Raw genomic sequence first — 20,309 nt, forward strand, 5'->3', positions numbered from 1 at the left:
CTTTTACTTGTTGAGCCAGACAAAGAACGTCATGAACACGAAAACACCCAGAATCATCCAGAGGGCGTAGTGGTAGAGATAGCCCGTCTGCACGCGGCGCACCAGGGCCGAAATCCGGCCGATCAGCTTCCAGGAGCCATTGACCACCGCGCCATCAATCAGCGCGCGGTCGCCCCCCAGCCATAGCCCCGTGCCAATCACGCGGCCGCCACGAGCAAAGATGTTTTCGTAAATCCAGTCCATGAAATATTTGCTTTCCAGAAACTGGTAAATGCCCGCGCTCATGAAGAACCGCTTGAGCGCCACCGGCAGCGCCGGATTGACCATGTACATGTACCAAGCTGATGCCGCACCCGCCACGGCCAGCCAGAACGGCCAGGAAACAAAGCCATGCAAAGCCATGCTGACAGCGCCATGAATATGTTCGGACAGCTCGGCCATCGCGCCGTGGCGCATGACATCAACAAAAATGACATCGCTGAAATACGGGCCAAACAGCAGCGGCATGAGCGTGAAAAAGCCGATGAAAATGGAAGGTATGGCCAGCATGACCAGCGGCACCCAGACGACCCAGGGCGACTCGTGCGGTTGGGCATCATGACCGTGGCCATGATGATCATCATGGTGGTGGATTTCCGGGTTCTGGTCATACCGCTCCTTGCCCCAGAAGACGAGGAAATAAAGACGGAATGAATAGAAAGAAGTGACAAACACGCCCGCCAGCACGGCGAAATAGCCAAAGCCTGCCCCCCAGACATGGCTGGCGCCTACTGCTTCAATAATGGCGTCCTTGGAATAAAAGCCCGAGAAAAAAGGCGTGCCAACCAGAGCCAGCGTGCCGATCAGCAGAGTCCAGTGCGTCACAGGCATGTATTTGCGCACGCCGCCCATCCAGCGCATATCCTGGTTATGGTGCATACCCATAATGACCGAACCAGCTGCCAAAAACAGCAGCGCCTTGAAAAACGCATGCGTCATCAGGTGAAACACGGCCACGGAATAAGCCGAAGCGCCCAACGCGACTGTCATATAGCCCAGCTGCGACAACGTGGAATACGCCACCACGCGTTTGATGTCATTCTGAATAATGCCCAGAAAGCCCATGAACAACGCCGTAATGCCGCCAATAACCATAATAAAACTCAAAGCAGCATCCGACAGCTCATACAGCGGCGACATGCGCGTCACCATGAAAATGCCTGCCGTCACCATGGTGGCCGCGTGAATCAGCGCGGAAATAGGCGTGGGGCCTTCCATTGAATCCGGCAGCCACACGTGCAGCGGAAACTGCGCGCTCTTGCCCATTGCGCCAATAAACAGGCAGATGCAAATAACCGTCACCAGCATCCAGTCCGTGCCCGGCATCGTCTGGGCCGCCAGCTCGCGGGCATGGGTGAATATTTCGGTGTAGTTGAGGGTATTGGTATAAGCTGCAATCAGGCCGATTCCCAGAATAAAGCCGAAATCGCCCACGCGGTTTACCAAAAACGCCTTCATGTTGGCGAAAATGGCTGTTGGCTTGTTGAACCAGAAACCGATCAGCAAATAAGACACCAGCCCCACAGCTTCCCAGCCGAAAAACAGCTGGAGCATGTTGTTGCTCATCACCAGCATCAACATGGAAAAAGTGAATAGCGAGATATAAGAGAAAAAGCGGTTGTAGCCTGCATCTTCATCCATATAGCCAATGGTATACACGTGCACCATGAGCGATACAAAGGTGACAACGCACATCATCATGGCCGTGAGACCATCGACCATGAAGCCCACTTCCATTTTCAGGCCGCCCACAACCATCCACTCATAAATGGTCTGGTTGAATCGCGCGCCATCCAGCGCCACGCTTTTGAGCGTACAGGCGGAAACAAGGAAGGCAATGAAAACGCCCAGAATGGTGGCTGTATGCGAAGCGCGGCGGCCAATGACGTTGCCGCCGAAGGTTGTGCCCAAAATACCGGCAGCCAGGCACCCAACCAAAGGCGCAAGCGGAACGGCCAGCAGAGCCGCAGTGGAAAGGGTCTGACTCATGATGCGTTTACCCTTTCAATTCATTGAGTTCATCTACATTAATGCTGGATCGATTGCGGAACAGCAGCATCAAAATAGCCAGGCCAATGGCCGATTCAGCAGCGGCCACCGTGAGGATGAAAAAAACAAACACCTGCCCGTGCATATCACCCAGATAATGCGAAAAAGCCACGAAATTCAGATTGACAGCCAGCAGCATCAGCTCGATGGCCATGAGCAGCACAATCAGATTCTTGCGGTTGAGAAAAATGCCGACGATAGCTATCGCAAACAGAATTGCGCCCAATATCAGACAATGCGCCAGTGTCATCGTTTCGTCTCCTCGGCTGGAGCAGCCGCCTCCTCCACTGCCGGAGCCGCCTGCGTCGCCTGCATGGAAACGACGACCAAACGGTCTGCCGCTTTGGCACGCACCTGAATGGAAGGATCAATTTTCTTGGTAGTCTTGCGTTCGCGCAGCGTGAGCGCAATGGCGGCGATCATGGCCACCAACAAAATGACTGCGGCAATCTGCACCGGGTACAGGTATTGCGTGTATAGCAGTCCGCCCAGCATCTTGCTATTGCCTGCGTTCACGCCAGCCAGCACAGCCTGCATTTCAGGCGCTTGCGCCGCGCTAAAGCCGCCTTTAAGGACAGCCGCCATTTCAAGCGTAATCACGGCGCCTACGCCCAACGCCAGCGGAAAATGCTTCCAAAAACCTTGCCGTGCACTGTCAATATTGATGTCCAGCATCATCACGACGAAAAGGAACAGCACCATCACCGCGCCCAGATAAACCAGCACCAGCGTGATGGCAAGAAATTCGGCTTTCAGCAGCAGCCAGATTCCCGCAGCTTGCGAAAACGCCAGCATCAGAAAAAGCACGGCATGCACGGGGTTGCGCGCCGTCACCACCCTGAATGCTGAAAACAGCAGCACGGCAGAAAACAGATAGAAAAAACCAGCCTGAATGTCCATGAATCGTGCCTGTGAATCAGCGATATTTGGCATCAGCGGCCTTCGCGGCAGCGATGTCTTTTTCGTACCGGTCACCCACGGCCAGCAGCATTTCCTTGGTGAAATAAAGATCGCCGCGCTTTTCGCCGTGGTATTCAAAAATCTGGGTTTCAACAATGGAATCGGTTGGGCAGCTTTCCTCGCAGAAACCGCAGAAGATGCATTTGGTCAGATCAATGTCATAGCGCGTGGTGCGGCGCGTGCCATCTTCCCGCTGAGTGGACTCGATAGTGATGGCCATCGCCGGACAGATGGCCTCGCACAATTTGCAGGCAATGCAGCGTTCCTCGCCGTTTTCGTAACGGCGCAAGGCATGCAGGCCGCGAAAACGCGGTGACAGCGGCGTTTTTTCTTCCGGAAACATCACCGTGACTTTGCGGCGGAAAGCGTAACGCCCCGTCAAAGCCATGCCTTTGAATAATTCCAGGAGCATGAAGCTCTTGAAAAAGTCCTTGATCGAAAAAGGAGTTGCAACAGGATTCATATTCGCGCTCCGGTATTCAGAGCCAGAGATTCAGCGGCGTATGCATCCAGACGCCAATGACCAATAGCCAAACGAGTGTGACGGGAATAAACACCTTCCATCCCAAGCGCATGATCTGGTCATAACGGAATCGAGGGAAAGTGGCGCGAATCCAAATGAACATGGTCAGCACGATGGCTGTCTTGACGCCCAGCCAGATCCACCCAGGAATCCATGTGAACGGTGCGAAATCAGCCGGCGGCAGCCATCCGCCCAAAAACATGATGACTGCCAATATGGAAACCAGCCACATGGCAGCATATTCACCCAGGAAAAATACCGCAAAACCCATGCCCGAATATTCGACCATATGGCCTGCGACAATCTCGGCTTCGCCTTCCACCACATCGAATGGGTGCCGATTGGTTTCAGCTACCATGGAAATCAGATACACTACGAACATCGGAATGAGCGGGAGCCAGTTCCATGACAGGAAAGTACCGGCAAAAATGCCGCCAAAGGCCACGCCTTCCGCCTGCTTCATGACAATGTCGGTCAAATTCATGCTGCCAGACACCATGAGCACGGCTAGAAAGCAAAAGCCCATGGCGATCTCATAGCTGATCATCTGGGCCGAAGCACGCAAAGCGCCCAAAAAAGCGTATTTCGAGTTGGAAGACCACCCCGCGATAATCACGCCATAAATCTCAATCGAAGTGATGGCCATGACCAGCAGCAGTCCCGCATTCACATCGGCCAGCGCCACATGAGGCGCGAAAGGAATGGCTGACCAGGCTGCAAGAGCGGGCATGATGGCCATCAGCGGCCCCATGATGAACAACCCCTTGGCGGAAGCCGTTGGCTGAATAATCTCCTTGGTCAGCAACTTGATGCCATCAGCAGCCGGTTGCAGCAGACCCCAGGGCCCCACGCGGTTGGGCCCGTGCCGCGCTTGCATCCAGCCCAGCAACTTGCGCTCCCACAGGGTGGTGTAGGCCACGGCAACCATCAATGGAGCAATGATTGCGATGATTTTCAGCAGGGTCCAAACAATGGGCCATGCGGCATGCGCCCACCATTGGCCTGCAAACAGGTGCAATCCAAAATCGTGCAGCGCATCAATCATGCCGCCACTCCTTGCTCACCCTGCGATCTGTATTCGCGCGCATCCGTTGTCTGCTGAAGCGCAGGCGCGCGCCGCACAATGCCATCCAGCTCGTAGATTCCCCAATCACGGGGCACATTGACAGCTTTTTCCACTGTGATGGACGCTTGCGTTGCGTTGCTCAACGAGCTGGCGGGCAGCATGGAAATACCTGAGCCACCCAACGCGTGCGCCAATACTTCTTGCGAGGAATTGAAAACAGGCTGCGCCAATCCCAGCATATCGCCAAGCACGCGCAGCACCTTCCATGCCGGTCGCGTGTCGCCCAACGGCTTGACCACGGCATGAAAACTCTGCACGCGGCCTTCAGCATTCACGAACGTTCCCGATGTTTCGGAAAAAGGCGCAATGGGCAGCAGCACATCGCTGACATCCATGTTGGCTTTGAATGGGCTGAACGTAACCACCATGCCGTTGTCTTCCATTTCAACCGGAGCAGTTGCATCCATCGCAGGCTCAGTATTGAGCAGCAGCAACGCCCTGAGGCCGCCTGCGAGCATTTGTCCAGCATTCAGCCCATTGTGGCCCGGCAATGCCTTCACCCACTGCGCGCCAACCGTATTGGCAGCTTCCGTCAAATAACCAACGCTGGCTCCCGTCTGGCAGCCCAGCCACTGGCACAAAGCCAGCAGGCTGCTGGCCTGTGGATGATGCGCCGCCGCATTGCCCAGCAAAATCGCCTGAGTGCCGCCCGAAAGCAAAGCCTTGGCAATGGACATCGCCACATCCGGAATATCAATAAACGCTTCAACCGGAGCGGGCACATCTTTTTCAGCCGCCACTGCCTGTGCAACCACAGCCAGCGCCTGGCACCAATCGGCTGGATCAAGCAGAAACTGATTTTGGACGGGCATGGCCCAAGCATCCACATGACGCAGCAAATTGTGCGATGTAATCGCCGAAACGACTGCGCCATGCCGCACAGATTGGCGAATTCGCTGTGCAAACAAGGGGTGGTCCTTGCGCAGGTTTGACCCCACAATCAGCGCCCCCTGCAAGCTGGAGAGAGACTCAACTGCCGTGCCAAGCCACCGAATGCCCTCAGGCTGGTCAAATTCAGTATGGCGAAGGCGATAGTCAATATTTTCACTACCCAAGCCCCGCACCAATTGAGCTGCGAGATACAACTCCTCCAGTGTGCTGTGCGGACTCACCAAAGCGCCAATTTTGTCCGCTCCAAATTCCGCCTTGATGTCATTCAGGCCATTGGCCACATACTCAAGAGCGGTTTGCCAATCCACTTCCTGCCATTGCCCGCCCTGCTTGAGCATTGGCTTGGTCAGGCGATCCTCGCCATTCAACGCCTCATAAGAAAAACGGTCACGATCCGCAATCCAACATTCATTGACAGCTTCATTTTCAAATGGAACAACGCGCATGACCTTGTTGTTCTTGACCTGCACAATCAGGTTCGCGCCAGTGGAATCATGCGGACTGACGCTTTTTCGCCGAGACAATTCCCACGTGCGGGCACTGAAACGGAAGGGCTTGCTGGTGAGCGCGCCGACTGGACAAACATCAATCATGTTGCCCGACAGTTCAGAATCCACGCTATGGCCAATGAATGTTTCAATTGCGGAAAATTCGCCACGATTCGCCATGCCGAATTCCATTGAGCCGCCAATTTCCTGCCCAAAACGCACACAACGCGTGCAATGAATACAGCGCGTCATTTCCTGCATGGATATCAGCGGCCCCACGTCCTTGGGTTTGACCACGCGCTTTTCTTCTTCATAACGCGTGCCAGACATGCCATAACCCACAGCCAAATCCTGCAACTGACATTCTCCGCCCTGATCACAAACCGGACAATCCAGCGGATGATTGATCAGGAGGAACTCCATTACCGATTTTTGCGCTGAGATAGCTTTGGCACTGTGAGTGCGCACCACCATGCCTTGCGTGACGGGTGTTGCGCAAGCAGGCACCGGTTTAGGCGCTTTTTCCACGTCCACCAGGCACATGCGGCAACTGGCTACGATGGATAGTTTTTTGTGATAGCAAAAGTGGGGAATATACATGCCAGCTTTGTCTGCAGCATGAATCACCATGCTTCCCTCAGCTATTTCGACTTTCTTGCCATCAATTTCAATTTCAACCATGACGTTCGCGCCTTTCAGACATAGGACGAGACCGTGCAGGTCTTGTGTTCAACGTGGTATTCAAATTCAGGACGGAAATGCTTCAGCATGGCTCGCACAGGCATGGCGGCTGCATCGCCCAAAGCACAAATCGTGCGCCCCATGATATTCCCTGCAACCGAGTCGAGCAGATCCATATCCGCTGGACGGCCTTTGCCATTTTCAATGCGATCAACCACTCGCCATAGCCAGCCCGTCCCTTCACGGCAAGGCGTGCACTGACCGCAAGATTCATGCATATAAAAATAAGACAAACGCTGAAGAGACTTAACCATGCAGCGCGTATCATCCATCACGATAACTGCACCAGAACCTAACATGGAGCCTGCTTTTGCAATGGAATCATAATCCATTGTGCAATCCATAATGATGGAAGCAGGCAGGACAGGCGATGAAGAGCCGCCGGGAATGACCGCCTTAAGCTGCCGTCCACTGCGAACACCGCCCGCCAACTCCAGCAAGACAGAAAAAGGCGTTCCGAGTGGAATTTCATAATTTCCGGGGCGCTCCACATCACCACTTACGGAAAAGATCTTGGTGCCGCCATTATTGGGCTTCCCGCATTCAAGATAAGCCTGTCCACCATTACGGATGATCCAGGGAACAGCAGAAAATGTTTCCGTGTTATTGATGATGGTTGGCCTGCCATACAGGCCGAAGCTTGCTGGAAATGGCGGCTTGAAGCGAGGCTGCCCTTTCTTTCCTTCTATGGATTCAAGCAGCGCTGTTTCTTCTCCACAAATGTAAGCGCCGAAACCATGATGCGCATTCAACTCAAAATTGAAGTTGCTGCCCATAATATTTTGGCCAATATAGCCAGCCTCGCGCGCCTCTTGCAAGGCCGCCTGGAATCTTTCATAAACCTGGAAGATTTCTCCGTGAATATAATTGTATCCACGGGAAGCGCCAATTGCGAAAGCTCCGATAGCCATCCCTTCGATAACAATATGAGGGTTATGCATCAGAATTTCACGATCCTTGCAGGTTCCAGGCTCGCCTTCGTCAGAGTTGCAAACCAGAAACTTGTCGCCCGGAAACTGCCGTGGCATGAAGCTCCATTTGAGGCCAGTCGGGAAACCCGCGCCGCCACGGCCACGCAAGCCTGACTCTTTGATGATGGCAATGATCTGATCCTGCGTCAGACCTTCACCGCCATCTTTGCCAAGAACTTTGCGCAGGGCCTGATACCCTCCACGCGCCTCGTAATCCTTGAGACTCCAATTGTTGCCATTCAATCCCGCATAAATCTGGGGATTGATATGACGGCCATGAAAACAAGTTTTTTCTCCCGAAGACTGAAACTGAGAGAGAAACTGAGCGACATCTTTCATGCGGCGTCTCCATTTTCAGCCGCGCGCAGACCATCAACAAGCTGATCCAGTCTATCGCTTTCCATGAAGCTGCACATGGTGCGGTCATTAACCAGCATGACAGGCGCGTCAGCGCAAGCCCCCAGGCATTCGCATTGCTGAAGGGTAAACAAGCCGTCAGGCGTGGTTTCTCCGGCCGAAATGCCGAGTTTCCGTTCTAAATGCGCCAACGCCTTCGCGCCATTGCGCAATACGCAAGGCAGATTCGTGCAGACATTCAATTTGTACTTTCCAACAGCATGTTGGTTGTACATATTGTAGAAAGTCGTCACTTCATGCACTGCCATCGGCGGCATTTCCAGATATTCGGCGATTGCCTTTTCGCTCTCAGGACTGACCCATCCCTGCTCCTGCTGGATGATGGAAAGACAGGCCATGACGGCTGACTGTTTCTGACCCGCTGGATATTTCGCAACTTCACGATCAAACCGCATGCGAGTAGCCTCTGATAGAGGCGTTGCGGTAATGGATGCGACACGTGTATTCATCGGTCGATCTCCCCAAACACGATATCCAACGTGCCAATAATCGCCACTGCGTCAGCCAGCATATGGCCTTTAACCAGTTCGTTAAAGGCCGACAGGTGCGCAAACCCCGGCGCGCGAATCTTCATGCGATAGGGCTTATTGGCGCCATCGCTCACCATGTAGATGCCAAACTCCCCTTTCGGGTGCTCCACCGCAGCATAAGCTTCACCTTCGGGCACATGCATGCCCTCGGCAAACAACTTGAAATGGTGAATCAGATCTTCCATGCCGAACTTCATGCGCTCACGCGGAGGCGGGGCCACCTTGTAGTTCTGCACAATAACCGGACCTGGATTGGCGCGCAGCCAATCCACGCATTGCCTGATAATCCTGTTGGACTCGCGCATTTCCTGCACGCGAACGAGGTAACGGTCGTAACTGTCGCCCGTTTTTCCAACAGGAATATCAAAATCTACCTTGTCATAAACATCATATGGCTGCTTCTTGCGCAAATCCCACGCAACACCAGAACCGCGCAGCATAGGCCCCGTCAGCCCCATATTCAAGGCGCGGTCTGCATCAACGACCCCAATGCCGACCGTCCGCTGTTTCCATATCCGGTTATCCGTCAGCAGCGTCTCATATTCATCCACATAAACAGGAAAACGCTTGGTGAAGTCTTCTATAAAGTCGAGCAGCGACCCTTGGCGATTGGCGTTGAGCGCCTCCAGCGACTTGGCGTTACGCACTTTGCTCGCCTTGTATTGCGGCATGGAATCCGGCAAGTCACGATACACGCCGCCTGGCCGGAAATAAGCCGCGTGCATACGCGCACCCGAAACGGCCTCATACATATCAAACAGATCTTCGCGCTCGCGGAAGGCGTAAATCAGAATCGTTGAAGAGCCGCAGTCGTTGCCATGCGAGCCGAGCCACATCAAGTGATTCAGGATTCGCGTAATCTCGGCAAACATTACGCGAATATATTGCGCACGAATAGGCACCTCAATACCCAACAGCTTTTCAACTGCCAGACAATAGGCATGCTCATTGCACATCATGGACACATAATCGAGCCGATCCATGTATGGCAATGCCTGAATGAAGGTCTTGTGTTCAGCCAGTTTCTCCGTTGCGCGATGCAGCAGGCCAATATGCGGATCAGCGCGTTCCACCACTTCGCCGTCTAGCTCCAGCACCAATCGCAACACCCCGTGCGCCGCCGGGTGCTGGGGGCCGAAATTCAGCGTGTAATTCTTGATTTCCGCCATTTACCGCATGCCTCCGTATGACTCTTCACGGATGACTCGAGGCGTAATTTCACGCAGCTCAATTGAAACCGGCTCATAAACTACGCGCTGACGATCGGCGTCGTAACGCATTTCCACATGCCCCGTCAAAGGGAAATCTTTGCGGAATGGATGTCCAACGAAACCATAATCCGTCAAGATGCGGCGCAGGTCGCCGTGCCCGTCGAACATGATTCCATATAGATCGAACGCTTCCCGCTCATACCAATTGGCCGAGCTCCAGATACCCGTGACCGTAGGCAGCACTGGAAAGTCATCGTCCTCACAGAACACGCGCAAGCGCACACGCTGGTTGTGGCTTACAGACAGCAAGTGCAGTATCACGGCGAAGCGCGCTCCTTCCCAGCGCCCATCTCCGTAAGCAGACATATCCATGCCGCACAAATCAATCATCTGTTCAAAGCAGCAATCAGGCGCATCTCGCAAAATCTGGGCGGCCTGTAAATAGGATGAAGCGGACACAAGCGCCGTCACTTCGCCAAGCGCCACGTTCACACTACTCGCCAATCCATCCAGCGCAATCGCAATCTTGTCTCGCAAGACGTCAGGCGCAATGGCGTAATTCACTGTTTCTGTCAGCATGAAATCACGCCCTCGCAATCGTGTTAGTACGCCGCACCTTTTGCTGCAATTGGATGATTCCGTATATCAATGCCTCGGCCGTCGGCGGACATCCGGGCACATACACATCCACTGGAACGATGCGGTCGCAGCCACGCACCACTGAATAGCTGTAGTGGTAATAGCCTCCGCCATTGGCGCATGAACCCATGGAAAGCACCCAGCGCGGCTCGGCCATTTGGTCATATACCTTGCGCAAGGCTGGCGCCATTTTGTTGCAGAGCGTGCCTGCAACAATCATCAGATCCGACTGACGCGGCGACGCACGAAATACTTCTGCGCCAAAACGCGCTATGTCATAGCGCGCCGTGGCGGCGTGCATCATTTCCACCGCGCAACAGGCCAGACCAAAAGTCATAGGCCAAAGCGAGCCTGTTTTGGCCCAATTCATCACCGCGTCAAAATTCGTGGTGATGAAATTTTTCTCCATCATCCCTTCAATCATGCTGCCATCCTTGCCAGACTGCCGACATTGCCATCACTCCCAATCCAGGGCGCCTTTCTTCCATTCATAAACGAATCCGACAACCAGAATCGCCAGAAAGACAAGAACAGCAATGAATCCTGGCAAGCCCACATCGCGCAGGGCTACCGCCCACGGAAAGAGAAAGGCGATTTCCAGGTCGAACAGAATGAACAGGATGGCTACGAGGTAATAACGCACATCAAATTTCATGCGCGCATCCTCAAAGGCATCAAAGCCGCACTCGTAAGGAGAGTTCTTGGCAGCGTCAGGGCGATTGGGGCCGAAAAAGGCTCCCATTCCCAGACACAGCGCGCCAACGAGCAAACCGATCAGAATAAAGACCAGAACAGGAAAATACTGAGCCAGACTCATTGCGCATTCATCGTCAGGAACCGGGATGCGCTGGGAACTCGCTCCCGGTGTTTTTTGTTTGGTGCCGTCGGCGAGACTCGAACTCGCACAGCTTTCGCCACTACCCCCTCAAGATAGCGTGTCTACCAATTTCACCACGACGGCTGATTGTTGCTTGCTTTCACTTGCTGCGTTTTTTTGTGACCTTTGTTCAGCCCGTGAAGCAAGACGGGAATTCTATCTGGAAAAAATCGTCTTACGGCAGAGCAAGGTTTTTAATTTTTGGGTGCCTGCTCGGCGGCATCGCCTGTCTTCTTGCCCGCCTCCGGCTTGGCTTTTTCCTGATTGGCATCAGCCGGTTTGCCCTCGTTCTGAGGCGTTGCATGCGACGCAGCCGCCCCGGCGGGGATGGCTGCCGCTGCGTCCGGCTGAACGGTCTCAGGGGCCTTTACGCCCTCCAGCACGCTGCCGCCAGATGCTTCAACGCGCGGACTGAAACCGTAGTAAGACAGCAGCAGCGTGCTGGCCAGAAAAACCGTTGCCAGCACGGCCGTGCTGCGCGAGAGAAAGTTGGCGCTGCCGCTAGCGCCAAACAGGCTGCCGGAACTGCCGCTGCCAAAGGCGGCCCCCATGTCAGCGCCCTTGCCGTGCTGCACCAGGATGAGGCCCACCATGCCCAAGGCAGACAGGATTTGTGCCACCAGCACGAGGTTCATGACAAAGCTCATTCGTTCACTCCAATGTATTTTTTGATGTAGCCAAGCGCTCGATTAGCTGGCCGTCTCAATGATTTTCAGAAAGTCCCGCGCCTTGAGGCTCGCGCCGCCAATCAATCCGCCGTCAATGTCAGGCTGGGCCAGTAGCTCGGCTGCATTGCCTGCATTCATGCTGCCGCCATAGAGGATGCGCACACCCGCCGCTTGCAAATCGGCGGCGGCCAACAAGGCGCGCAATGCGGCATGTACCGCCTGCGCCTGCTCAGGCGTTGCGGTTCTGCCTGTGCCAATGGCCCAGACAGGCTCATAAGCCACCACCAGATCAGCCAGACGTTCGCCGTTCAGCTGAATCACCGCCGAAAGCTGGCGGCTGACCACGGATTCGGTCTCTCCCTGCTCGCGCTCTCGCAGGGTTTCACCCACGCAGACGATGGGCGTAAGGCCCGCCGCCAGCGCGCGTTGCGCTTTGACTGCCACTTGTGCGTTGGTTTCGCCCTGGTACTGGCGGCGCTCGCTATGGCCCACGATGACATAGCGCGCGCCCAGCTCTTTCAGCATGGCCGCCGATACGTCACCCGTATAGGCGCCGCTTTCGTGCTGCGACACGTCTTGCGCGCCCAGCGCGATGCCGCCCTGCCCTGCCAGCAGCAGCTGCACCTGCGCCAAATAAACGGCAGGCACGCACACGGCCACATCGCATGCCGGTTGCCCGATGCCTGCCAGCAACTCGCCCATCAGAGCTGCATTGGCAGCCAGACTGCCGTTCATCTTCCAGTTGCCTGCAATCAGTTTTTTCCGGCCCATGACATCAGCTCCAGGTCAGAATGATCTTGCCCACGTGCGCGCCGCTTTCCATCAGCACATGAGCGCGGGCTGCGCCGCTGGGCCATCCATCCGCGCCTCGCAGCGCCGGAAAAGTGGCATGAACCACGGGCCGGATGGCGCCGCTTTCCAGCAGCGGCCATACCCTTTCGCGCAGCGCCCTGGCAATGGCCGCCTTGAAGGCCACGGGGCGGGCGCGCAGCGTGTTGCCCGTCACGGTCAGGCGTTTGACCAGCAGCCGCCCCGCGTTGAACCCGCTTTTCACGCCGCCTTGTACCGCAATGATGGCCAGGCGGCCGTCTTCGGCCATGCATTCCACCTCGCGCTGCACGTAATCGCCCGCCACCATGTCCAGAATGACGTCCACGCCTTTGCCATTGGTGAGCTTTTTGGCTTCTTCGGCAAAGTCAGCGGTCTTGTAATTGATGGCGTGATCAGCGCCCAGCTCGCAGGCTTTCGCGCACTTCTCGTCAGAGCCGCAGGTCACGATGACGGTCGCGCCCAGCGCCTTACCCAGCTGAATGGCTGTCACGCCGATGCCGCTGGCGCCGCCTTGCACGAGCAGGGTTTCTCCCGGCTGCAACCGCGCACGGTCAAACACGTTGCTCCACACGGTGAAGAAGGTTTCCGGCAGTGCGGCAGCCTGCACGTCGGTCAGCCCCTTAGGGATAGGCAGACATTGCGCCACCGGAGCCACGCAATATTCGGCATAGCCGCCGCCCGCCACCAGGGCGCATACCCGGTCGCCCACTGCCAGCCCGCATTCGGCCAGCGCGGCGGTATCGCCCGCTTCAATCACGCCCGCCACCTCCAGCCCCGGCAGGTCAGACGCGCCGGGCGGCGGCGGATAGTGCCCTTGCCGCTGAACCACGTCAGGCCGGTTCACGCCTGAAGCTGCCACGCGAATCAGCACCTCACCCGCGCCCGCCTGCGGCACAGGCCGCTCGGCAGGCACCAGCACAGCAGGGCCGCCGTTTTCCCTGATTTCAATGCATTTCATCATTCAAAACCGGCTTGGGTCCTCGTGAAACAAGGCCGGAGCGCTCTCTTTTTGATAGCCATCATTCAGCCGCTGGCTGGCGTTCTTCGCGCACCGGGCGTTCCAGCAGGGCTTTCATCGACAGCTTGATGCGGCCCTTGTCGTCGGTTTCCAGCACCTTCACGCGCACCACCTGGCCTTCTTGCAGGTAGTCGCTCACCTTTTCCACGCGCTCATGGGCAATCTGGCTGATGTGCAGCAGGCCGTCCTTGCCGGGCAGGATGTTCACCAACGCGCCAAAGTCCAGAATCTTGGTCACGGGGCCTTCATAGACCTGCCCCACTTCCGCCTCGGCAGTGATTTCCTCAATGCGGCGGCGCGCCTCTTCAGCCTTGGCGGCGTCATTGCTGGCAATGGTGATCACGCCGTCTTCGGCAATGTCTATGGTGGTGCCCGTTTCTTCCGTGAGCTGGCGGATGGTCGCGCCGCCCTTGCCGATCACGTCGCGGATTTTTTCCGGGTTGATCTTCATGGTGTAGAGCTTGGGCGCGTAGCTGCTGATTTCGGCCTTGGCCTCGCCCAACGCTTCCTGCATCTTGCCCAGAATGTGCATGCGCGCTTCCTTGGCCTGCGCCAGCGCCACTTGCATGATTTCCTTGGTGATGCCCTGAATCTTGATGTCCATCTGCAAGGCCGTGATGCCGCCTGTCGTGCCCGCCACCTTGAAGTCCATGTCGCCCAGGTGATCTTCGTCACCCAGAATGTCGGTCAGCACGGCAAAGCGGTTGCCTTCCTTGATCAGGCCCATCGCAATACCGGCCACATGCGCCTTCATGGGCACGCCCGCATCCATCAGGCTCAGACAGCCGCCGCACACGGAAGCCATGGATGAAGAACCATTGGACTCGGTGATCTCGCTCACCACGCGGATGGTGTAGGGGAACTCATCCTTGCCGGGCAGCAGCGGCACCAGGGCGCGCTTGGCCAGGCGGCCGTGGCCGATTTCGCGCCGCTTGGTGCTGCCCATGCGGCCCGCCTCGCCCGTGGCAAAGGGCGGCATGTTGTAGTGGAAGATGAAGCGGTCTTCAAACTCGCCCGCCAGCGCGTCAATGCGCTGCGCGTCGCGCTCGGTGCCCAGCGTGGTCACCACCAGCGCCTGCGTTTCGCCGCGCGTGAACAGGGCCGAGCCATGCGTGCGCGGCAGCACGCTGCTGCGGATTTCAATGGGGCGCACGGTGCGCGTGTCGCGCCCGTCAATGCGCGGCTCGCCCGCCAGAATCTGCCCGCGAACAATGGCCGCCTCCAGCTCGAACAGCTGGTTGTCCACCTTCACTTCGTCAAACTCCGCGCCCTCTTCGGCCAAAGCGGCCTTGACGGCGGCATACGCCTCACGCAGGGCCTGCGTGCGGGCCTGCTTGCTGCGAATCTGGTAGGCCGCGCGCAGTTTTTCTTCGGCCAGCGCCTTGACTTTGGCCATGAAGGCTTCGTCCCGGGCTTCCGGCGCCCAGGTGCCGTCTTCGGCCCACAGGGGCTTACCCGCTTCGCGCACCAGATCGTGAATGGCCTCAATGGCAATCTTGCCCTGCTCGTGGCCGAACACCACCGCGCCCAGCATCACGTCTTCCGAAAGCTGGTCGGCTTCCGACTCCACCATCAGCACGGCCGATTCCGTGCCCGCCACCACCAGGTCCAGCTGGCTGTTCTTGCGCGCCGTGGGGCCGGGGTTGAGCACGTATTCGCCATTGACGTAGCCCACGCGCGCCGCGCCAATGGGGCCGTTGAAGGGAATGCCGCTCACCGACAGCGCCGCGCTCACGGCGATCATGGCGGCAATATCCGCATCCACCTCCGGGTTCAGCGACAGCGTGTGCACCACCACGTGCACTTCATTGAAAAAGCCTTCCGGAAACAGCGGGCGGATGGGCCGGTCAATCAGGCGGCTGGTCAGCGTTTCCAGCTCGCTGGGCTTGGCTTCACGCTTGAAAAAGCTGCCGGGAATCTTGCCCGCCGCGTAGGTTTTCTCGATGTAGTCCACCGTCAGCGGGAAAAAGTCCTGCCCCGGCTTGGCCTGCTTGCTGGCGGCCACCGTGGCCAGCACCACGGTGTCGTCTATGTTCACCAGCACCGCGCCCGTGGCCTGGCGGGCGATCTCGCCCGTTTCCATCACCACGGTTTTGTCGCCCCACTGGAAGGTCTTGGTGACTTTGTTGAAAAGGCTCATGTTTGCTCCTTGTTTGATAGCTGCCCGCGCTTGTTTTGCGGGCGCTGGAGCCGGTTTTTCTCAAGACGCGATGCCATTCCAGAACCCGGCCCGCCAGCCAAACCGGCAGGGCCTGCAAACTTTTTCGGGTTTTGGAATGACACAGCCTCGCCTGTGAAACGCCGCGCTCCGGGGTTGAAAAAACACAAAAACGCCTGGGCCAGCAAAGGCGTCAGGCGTTTTGGCGTGCATGGCGGCTTACTTGCGCAGGCCGAGTTTCTGAATCAGGGCCAGATAGCGGTCGGCATCGCGGCCCTTGAGGTAGTCCAGCAGCTTGCGGCGGCGGCTGACCATGCGCAGCAGGCCACGGCGGCCGTGGTGGTCTTTGGCGTGCTGCTTGAAGTGGGGCATCAGCTCGTTGATGCGGGCCGTCAGCAGGGCCACCTGCACTTCGGGGCTGCCGGTGTCGCCAGCCTTGCGGGCGTTGTCCTTGACCACGGCGGCCTTGTTCTCTTTGGAGATCATTGCTTGAATCCTTGCGTTCCAAATGGTTTGACTTGCGCCACGCGCCGGAACTGCACGCGGCGTGCGTTTTGCGACATGCAAAACCGGCGGATTGTATGGCATTGCCCCTGTCTGGTCCTGCCTGAAAAGAGGCGCAAGAAGCTGCGCTTTCGCTGAAAGGCGGCAAACGCAGGCGCCCTCTTGCGGGCGCACTCTTTTTTTCAGGCGCGCCGCAGGGTAAAGCGCTCAAAGCCCGCGCCAAGCTGGCGGATTTGCTCTGGCGTGAGCGTCCAGGCGGGAGCGGCGGGGGTGCGGCATTCCTGCACGGCCCAGCAAGTCACGCCGCTGGCGCGCAGTTCGTCAGCCAGGGCCAGCAATTCGCTGGCGCTGAACAGGCCCGGGTGCCAGGTGGTGCGGCATTCAAAGTCGATGCCGCTGTCCGCCAGCGCGCGCAGAGCTTGCCGGGGACGGCCGGCGCTGCCGGGGGCGGCGGTGATGGCGTCGTGCCGGTGCGCGGGGGCCTTGATGTCCAGCCCCACCCAGTCCAGCTGAGGCAGCAGCGCGGCCAGGCGCTGCGGATACATGCCGGCGGTGTGCAGGGCCGTTTGCATGCCCAGCGCGCGCACGGCGGCAAGGGCGTCGGCAAGAGCGGCCTGCAAGGTGGGTTCGCCGCCGGAGAAGACCACGCCGTCCAGCAGGCCGCGCCGCCGGTGCAAAAAGGCCAGCGCGTCCGGCCACGGCAGAGCGGGCGGCGTGGCGGCGTCCAGCAGCTCCGTGTTGTGGCAGTAGGTGCAGCGCCAAGGGCAGCCCTGGCAGTAGAGAACGGCGGCCAGGCGGCCCGGAAAGTCGATGGTGGTCAGCGGCGTGAGGCCGCCCAGGCGCAGGGGCTTGCCGCTTTCCGCCGCAGGGCGGGCGGCCTCTGGCGGCAGGCTGGCAGGTGTTTTCACATCAAAAAGAGGAGCGAATTCAGGCATCTTAAATGCCGTGATGTCCTAGAAAATATTGAAAGGTATGCTATTGATGAAGGAGCAAATTCACGGCATGGCCGTAATGACCATCGCCATTCCCGCGCGGGCGGGAATGGCGACTCTGAAGCAGCCGCTCAGGCGCAACGGCTCAGCGCGGCAGGTTCCGCAAAGAAGCGCCGCTCGGCGTGCTCGCCCTGTTTGCCGATGTTGAAGCTGGCAACGGGGCGGTGGTAGCCCATCACGCGCGTCCAGACTTCGCAGGGCTGGCGCTCTTCGTCGGTGAGTTGCACGGCGTCGGCGGCAGGCGCCGCAACCGGCCGGATGGCGATGGTTTTGCTCATGGAAAGCTCCTTTCGGGTGGTTGAAGAAAAGGGGAAGAAGGCTGTCGCTGCTTCTTTGATGGCTGCTGCCGCGCGTGATGGAAGGCTTGCGCCAGACCGGGCCGTTTCTTGAACAGGCGTTTGCAGCCTGCTCAGAGCCAGCCGTCAAAACGCTCCCGAAACCATCATTTATTTCGCTATCAATTTGATTGCATCAAGTCCCGTGAGACCGTGCGGCAAATGCGTTTTTCAGGCCTTGAATTCGCTCTCGAAAACAGAGTGAAATGCGCCTGTCTGCGAACAGGTTTGGAGCTGGTTCTCAAGCCGCCCGCGCCTGCTGCTGGCGCTCGATGGCCTGGCGTTTGGCCGCCAGCTTTTCGGCGTCGCACAAGGGGCAGTATGGGTGCTCGCCCGCCAGGTAGCCGTGCACGGGGCAGACGGAAAAAGTGGGCGTGACGGTGATGTAAGGCAGGCGAAAGCGCGTGAGGGCGCGGCGCACCAGCTCGCGGCAGGCGGCGGCGTCCGATATGCGCTCGCCCATGTACAGGTGCAGCACGGTGCCGCCGGTGTATTTGGTTTGCAGGTCTTCCTGCCGCGCCAGCGCCTCGAAGGGGTCGTCGGTAAAGCCCACGGGCAGCTGCGATGAGTTGGTGTAGTAGGGCTTGCCGGGCGTGCCCGCGTGCAGGATGTCCGGCCAGCGTTTGAGGTCTTCCTTGGCGAAGCGGTAGGTTGCGCCTTCGGCGGGGCTGGCTTCCAGGTTGTAGAGATGGCCGGTGCGCTCCTGAAAACCGGTGATGCGCTTGCGCACGAAGTCCAGCAGGCGCAGCGCGAAGGCGTGGCCCCATGCGGTGGTGATGTCCTGCTCGCCGCGCGTGAAGTTGCGCACCATTTCGTTGATGCCGTTCACGCCCAGCGTGGAAAAGTGGTTGCGCAGCGTGCCCAGGTAGCGCCGGGTGTAGGGAAACAGGCCCTGATCCATCAGCCGCTGGATGAGCTTGCGCTTGACTTCCAGGCTCTGGCTGCCCAGCTCCAGCAGGCGGCCCAGCGCGTCCAGCAGCGCGGCTTCGTCGCCCGCGTGCAGGTAGCCCAGGCGCGCGCAATTGACGGTGACCACGCCCACGCTGCCCGTTTGCTCGGCGCTGCCAAACAGGCCGTTGCCGCGCTTGAGCAGCTCGCGCAAATCCAGTTGCAGGCGGCAGCACATGGAGCGCACCATGTTGGGCTTCAGCTCGGAATTGATGAAATTCTGGAAATACGGCAGGCCGTATTTGGCCGTCATGGCAAAAAGGCGCCCAGCGTTTTCGCTCTCCCACGGAAAGTCGGGCGTGATGTTGTAGGTGGGAATGGGAAAGGTGAACACGCGCCCTTTCGCATCGCCCGTGGTCATCACATCGATGTAGGCGCGGTTGATCAGATCCATCTCGGCCTGCAAGTCGCCGTAGGCGAAAGGCATTTCCTCGCCGCCGATCACGGGCACTTGCTCGCGCAAGTCTTCAGGGCACACCCAGTCGAAGGTGAGGTTGGTGAAAGGCGTTTGCGTGCCCCAGCGCGAAGGCACGTTCAGGTTGTAAATCATCTCCTGCATGCACTGGCGCACGGCGGCGTAGTCCATGCCGTCCTTGCGCACGAAGGGGGCCATGTAGGTGTCGAATGACGAAAACGCCTGCGCGCCCGCCCATTCGTTTTGCAGCGTGCCCAGGAAATTGACGATCTGCCCCACGGCGGAAGACATGTGCTTTGGCGGCGCGGCCTCCACCTTGCCCGGCACGCCGTTCAGCCCTTCGGTGAGCAGCGTGCGCAGCGACCAGCCCGCGCAGTAGCCGCTGAGCATGTCCAGATCGTGAATGTGGATGTCGCCCTCGCGGTGCGCCTGGCCGATTTCGGGCGCATACACATGCGAGAGCCAGTAATTGGCCGTGACCTTGCCCGCCACGTTCAGGATGAGGCCGCCCAGCGAATAGCCCTGGTTGGCGTTGGCGTTCACCCGCCAGTCGGCGCGCGTGAGGTATTCGTTGATGGAGCTTTGCACGTCCACCAGCGTCTGCGCGTCGGCCCGCAGCGTGGCGCGGCGCTGGCGGTAGGCCATGTAGGCGCGCGCGGTGGCCATGTGGCGCGCGGCAACGAGCGTTTGCTCCACCACGTCCTGAATCTGCTCGATGTGCGGTGCGCCGCCCGGCCAGCGGTAGGCCAGCACGCGGCACGCCTCATCGGCCAGGAGCGCGGCTTGCGCATCGCCGAACTCGCCCGTGGCCGCGCCCGCGCGGGCAATGGCCGAGCGGATGCGGCAGGCGTCAAAAACGGCGCGCTGGCCGTCGCGCTGGATGACGGCAGCGGGCATGGCAGGCGCGGCAGCGCTGGGTGTAGGCGTGGTCACGGATCAGATCTCCCGGAAAAAAGATGAAAGGCGCAGCGCGCGGCG

Annotated in this window: 20 protein-coding genes and 1 tRNA gene; all 21 read right to left on the minus strand. The window is 58.3% G+C overall.

The features are described 5' to 3' along the window. Positions 1–3 precede the first annotated feature (3 nt). The 21 genes from nuoL to C1720_RS02220 all read right to left on the minus strand — a co-directional run bounded on the left by nuoL (position 4) and on the right by C1720_RS02220 (position 20,228). A complete protein-coding gene (nuoL, locus tag C1720_RS02120; RefSeq protein WP_102283072.1) occupies positions 4–2,028 on the minus strand; it encodes an NADH-quinone oxidoreductase subunit L in 2,025 nt (674 codons plus the stop codon). Positions 2,029–2,035: 7 nt separating this feature from the next. Then, positions 2,036–2,338 (minus strand): NADH-quinone oxidoreductase subunit NuoK, encoded by a 303-nt coding sequence (gene nuoK, locus C1720_RS02125; protein ID WP_102283073.1) that lies wholly within the window; start codon positions 2,336–2,338, stop codon positions 2,036–2,038. Beyond that, positions 2,335–2,988 (minus strand): NADH-quinone oxidoreductase subunit J, encoded by a 654-nt coding sequence (locus C1720_RS02130; protein WP_050715757.1) that lies wholly within the window; start codon positions 2,986–2,988, stop codon positions 2,335–2,337. The genes nuoK and C1720_RS02130 overlap by 4 nt, the downstream gene beginning before the upstream one ends. Positions 2,989–3,004: 16 nt before the next feature. After that, positions 3,005–3,511, minus strand: a complete 507-nt coding sequence (gene nuoI / locus C1720_RS02135) for an NADH-quinone oxidoreductase subunit NuoI (RefSeq protein WP_102283074.1) — start codon at positions 3,509–3,511, stop codon at positions 3,005–3,007. A 16-nt stretch (positions 3,512–3,527) separates the two neighbouring features. Further along, complete coding sequence (gene nuoH / locus C1720_RS02140) at positions 3,528–4,616, minus strand: NADH-quinone oxidoreductase subunit NuoH (protein ID WP_102283075.1); 1,089 nt, start codon at positions 4,614–4,616, stop codon at positions 3,528–3,530. Continuing rightward, on the minus strand, positions 4,613–6,757 hold the full coding sequence (nuoG, locus tag C1720_RS02145) for an NADH-quinone oxidoreductase subunit NuoG (protein ID WP_102283076.1): 2,145 nt from the start codon (positions 6,755–6,757) through the stop codon (positions 4,613–4,615). Before nuoG ends, nuoH begins: the two co-directional genes overlap by 4 nt. Positions 6,758–6,771: 14 nt before the next feature. Next, positions 6,772–8,127 (minus strand): NADH-quinone oxidoreductase subunit NuoF, encoded by a 1,356-nt coding sequence (nuoF, locus tag C1720_RS02150; RefSeq protein WP_102283077.1) that lies wholly within the window; start codon positions 8,125–8,127, stop codon positions 6,772–6,774. Next, positions 8,124–8,654 (minus strand): NADH-quinone oxidoreductase subunit NuoE, encoded by a 531-nt coding sequence (gene nuoE, locus C1720_RS02155; protein ID WP_102283078.1) that lies wholly within the window; start codon positions 8,652–8,654, stop codon positions 8,124–8,126. Before nuoE ends, nuoF begins: the two co-directional genes overlap by 4 nt. Then, a complete protein-coding gene (locus tag C1720_RS02160) occupies positions 8,651–9,904 on the minus strand; it encodes an NADH-quinone oxidoreductase subunit D (protein ID WP_102283079.1) in 1,254 nt (417 codons plus the stop codon). The genes nuoE and C1720_RS02160 overlap by 4 nt, the downstream gene beginning before the upstream one ends. After that, positions 9,905–10,525 carry an NADH-quinone oxidoreductase subunit C gene (locus C1720_RS02165; protein ID WP_102283080.1) on the minus strand — a complete coding sequence of 207 codons (621 nt, stop codon included), beginning with the start codon at positions 10,523–10,525 and terminating at the stop codon, positions 9,905–9,907. Between the two features lie 4 nt (positions 10,526–10,529). Next, positions 10,530–11,009, minus strand: coding sequence for a NuoB/complex I 20 kDa subunit family protein (locus C1720_RS02170; RefSeq protein WP_050715749.1), 480 nt, complete (start codon positions 11,007–11,009; stop codon positions 10,530–10,532). A gap of 33 nt (positions 11,010–11,042) precedes the next feature. Then, positions 11,043–11,402, minus strand: a complete 360-nt coding sequence (locus C1720_RS02175; RefSeq protein ID WP_102283081.1) for an NADH-quinone oxidoreductase subunit A — start codon at positions 11,400–11,402, stop codon at positions 11,043–11,045. 59 nt (positions 11,403–11,461) lie between these two features. Beyond that, positions 11,462–11,546, minus strand: a tRNA-Leu gene (locus C1720_RS02180). A 110-nt stretch (positions 11,547–11,656) separates the two neighbouring features. After that, complete coding sequence (secG, locus tag C1720_RS02185) at positions 11,657–12,109, minus strand: preprotein translocase subunit SecG (RefSeq protein WP_102283082.1); 453 nt, start codon at positions 12,107–12,109, stop codon at positions 11,657–11,659. A 42-nt stretch (positions 12,110–12,151) separates the two neighbouring features. Further along, the gene (tpiA, locus tag C1720_RS02190) at positions 12,152–12,901 is read right to left on the minus strand and encodes a triose-phosphate isomerase (RefSeq protein WP_102283083.1); all 750 of its coding nucleotides are present in this window, start codon (positions 12,899–12,901) and stop codon (positions 12,152–12,154) included. A 4-nt stretch (positions 12,902–12,905) separates the two neighbouring features. Continuing rightward, positions 12,906–13,919, minus strand: coding sequence for an NAD(P)H-quinone oxidoreductase (locus C1720_RS02195; RefSeq protein ID WP_102284450.1), 1,014 nt, complete (start codon positions 13,917–13,919; stop codon positions 12,906–12,908). Positions 13,920–13,980: 61 nt separating this feature from the next. Further along, a complete protein-coding gene (gene pnp, locus C1720_RS02200; RefSeq protein ID WP_102283084.1) occupies positions 13,981–16,119 on the minus strand; it encodes a polyribonucleotide nucleotidyltransferase in 2,139 nt (712 codons plus the stop codon). Between the two features lie 237 nt (positions 16,120–16,356). Next, on the minus strand, positions 16,357–16,623 hold the full coding sequence (rpsO, locus tag C1720_RS02205) for a 30S ribosomal protein S15 (protein ID WP_050715744.1): 267 nt from the start codon (positions 16,621–16,623) through the stop codon (positions 16,357–16,359). 200 nt (positions 16,624–16,823) lie between these two features. Next, positions 16,824–17,531, minus strand: coding sequence for an anaerobic ribonucleoside-triphosphate reductase activating protein (locus tag C1720_RS02210; protein ID WP_439650764.1), 708 nt, complete (start codon positions 17,529–17,531; stop codon positions 16,824–16,826). Between the two features lie 173 nt (positions 17,532–17,704). Continuing rightward, on the minus strand, positions 17,705–17,911 hold the full coding sequence (gene nrdD / locus C1720_RS02215) for an anaerobic ribonucleoside-triphosphate reductase (RefSeq protein WP_102283086.1): 207 nt from the start codon (positions 17,909–17,911) through the stop codon (positions 17,705–17,707). A gap of 298 nt (positions 17,912–18,209) precedes the next feature. After that, complete coding sequence (locus C1720_RS02220; RefSeq protein WP_050716552.1) at positions 18,210–20,228, minus strand: ribonucleoside triphosphate reductase; 2,019 nt, start codon at positions 20,226–20,228, stop codon at positions 18,210–18,212. Positions 20,229–20,309 lie beyond the last annotated feature (81 nt).

Source organism: Ottowia massiliensis (assembly GCF_900240305.1).
GTDB lineage: Bacteria > Pseudomonadota > Gammaproteobacteria > Burkholderiales > Burkholderiaceae_C > Ottowia > Ottowia massiliensis.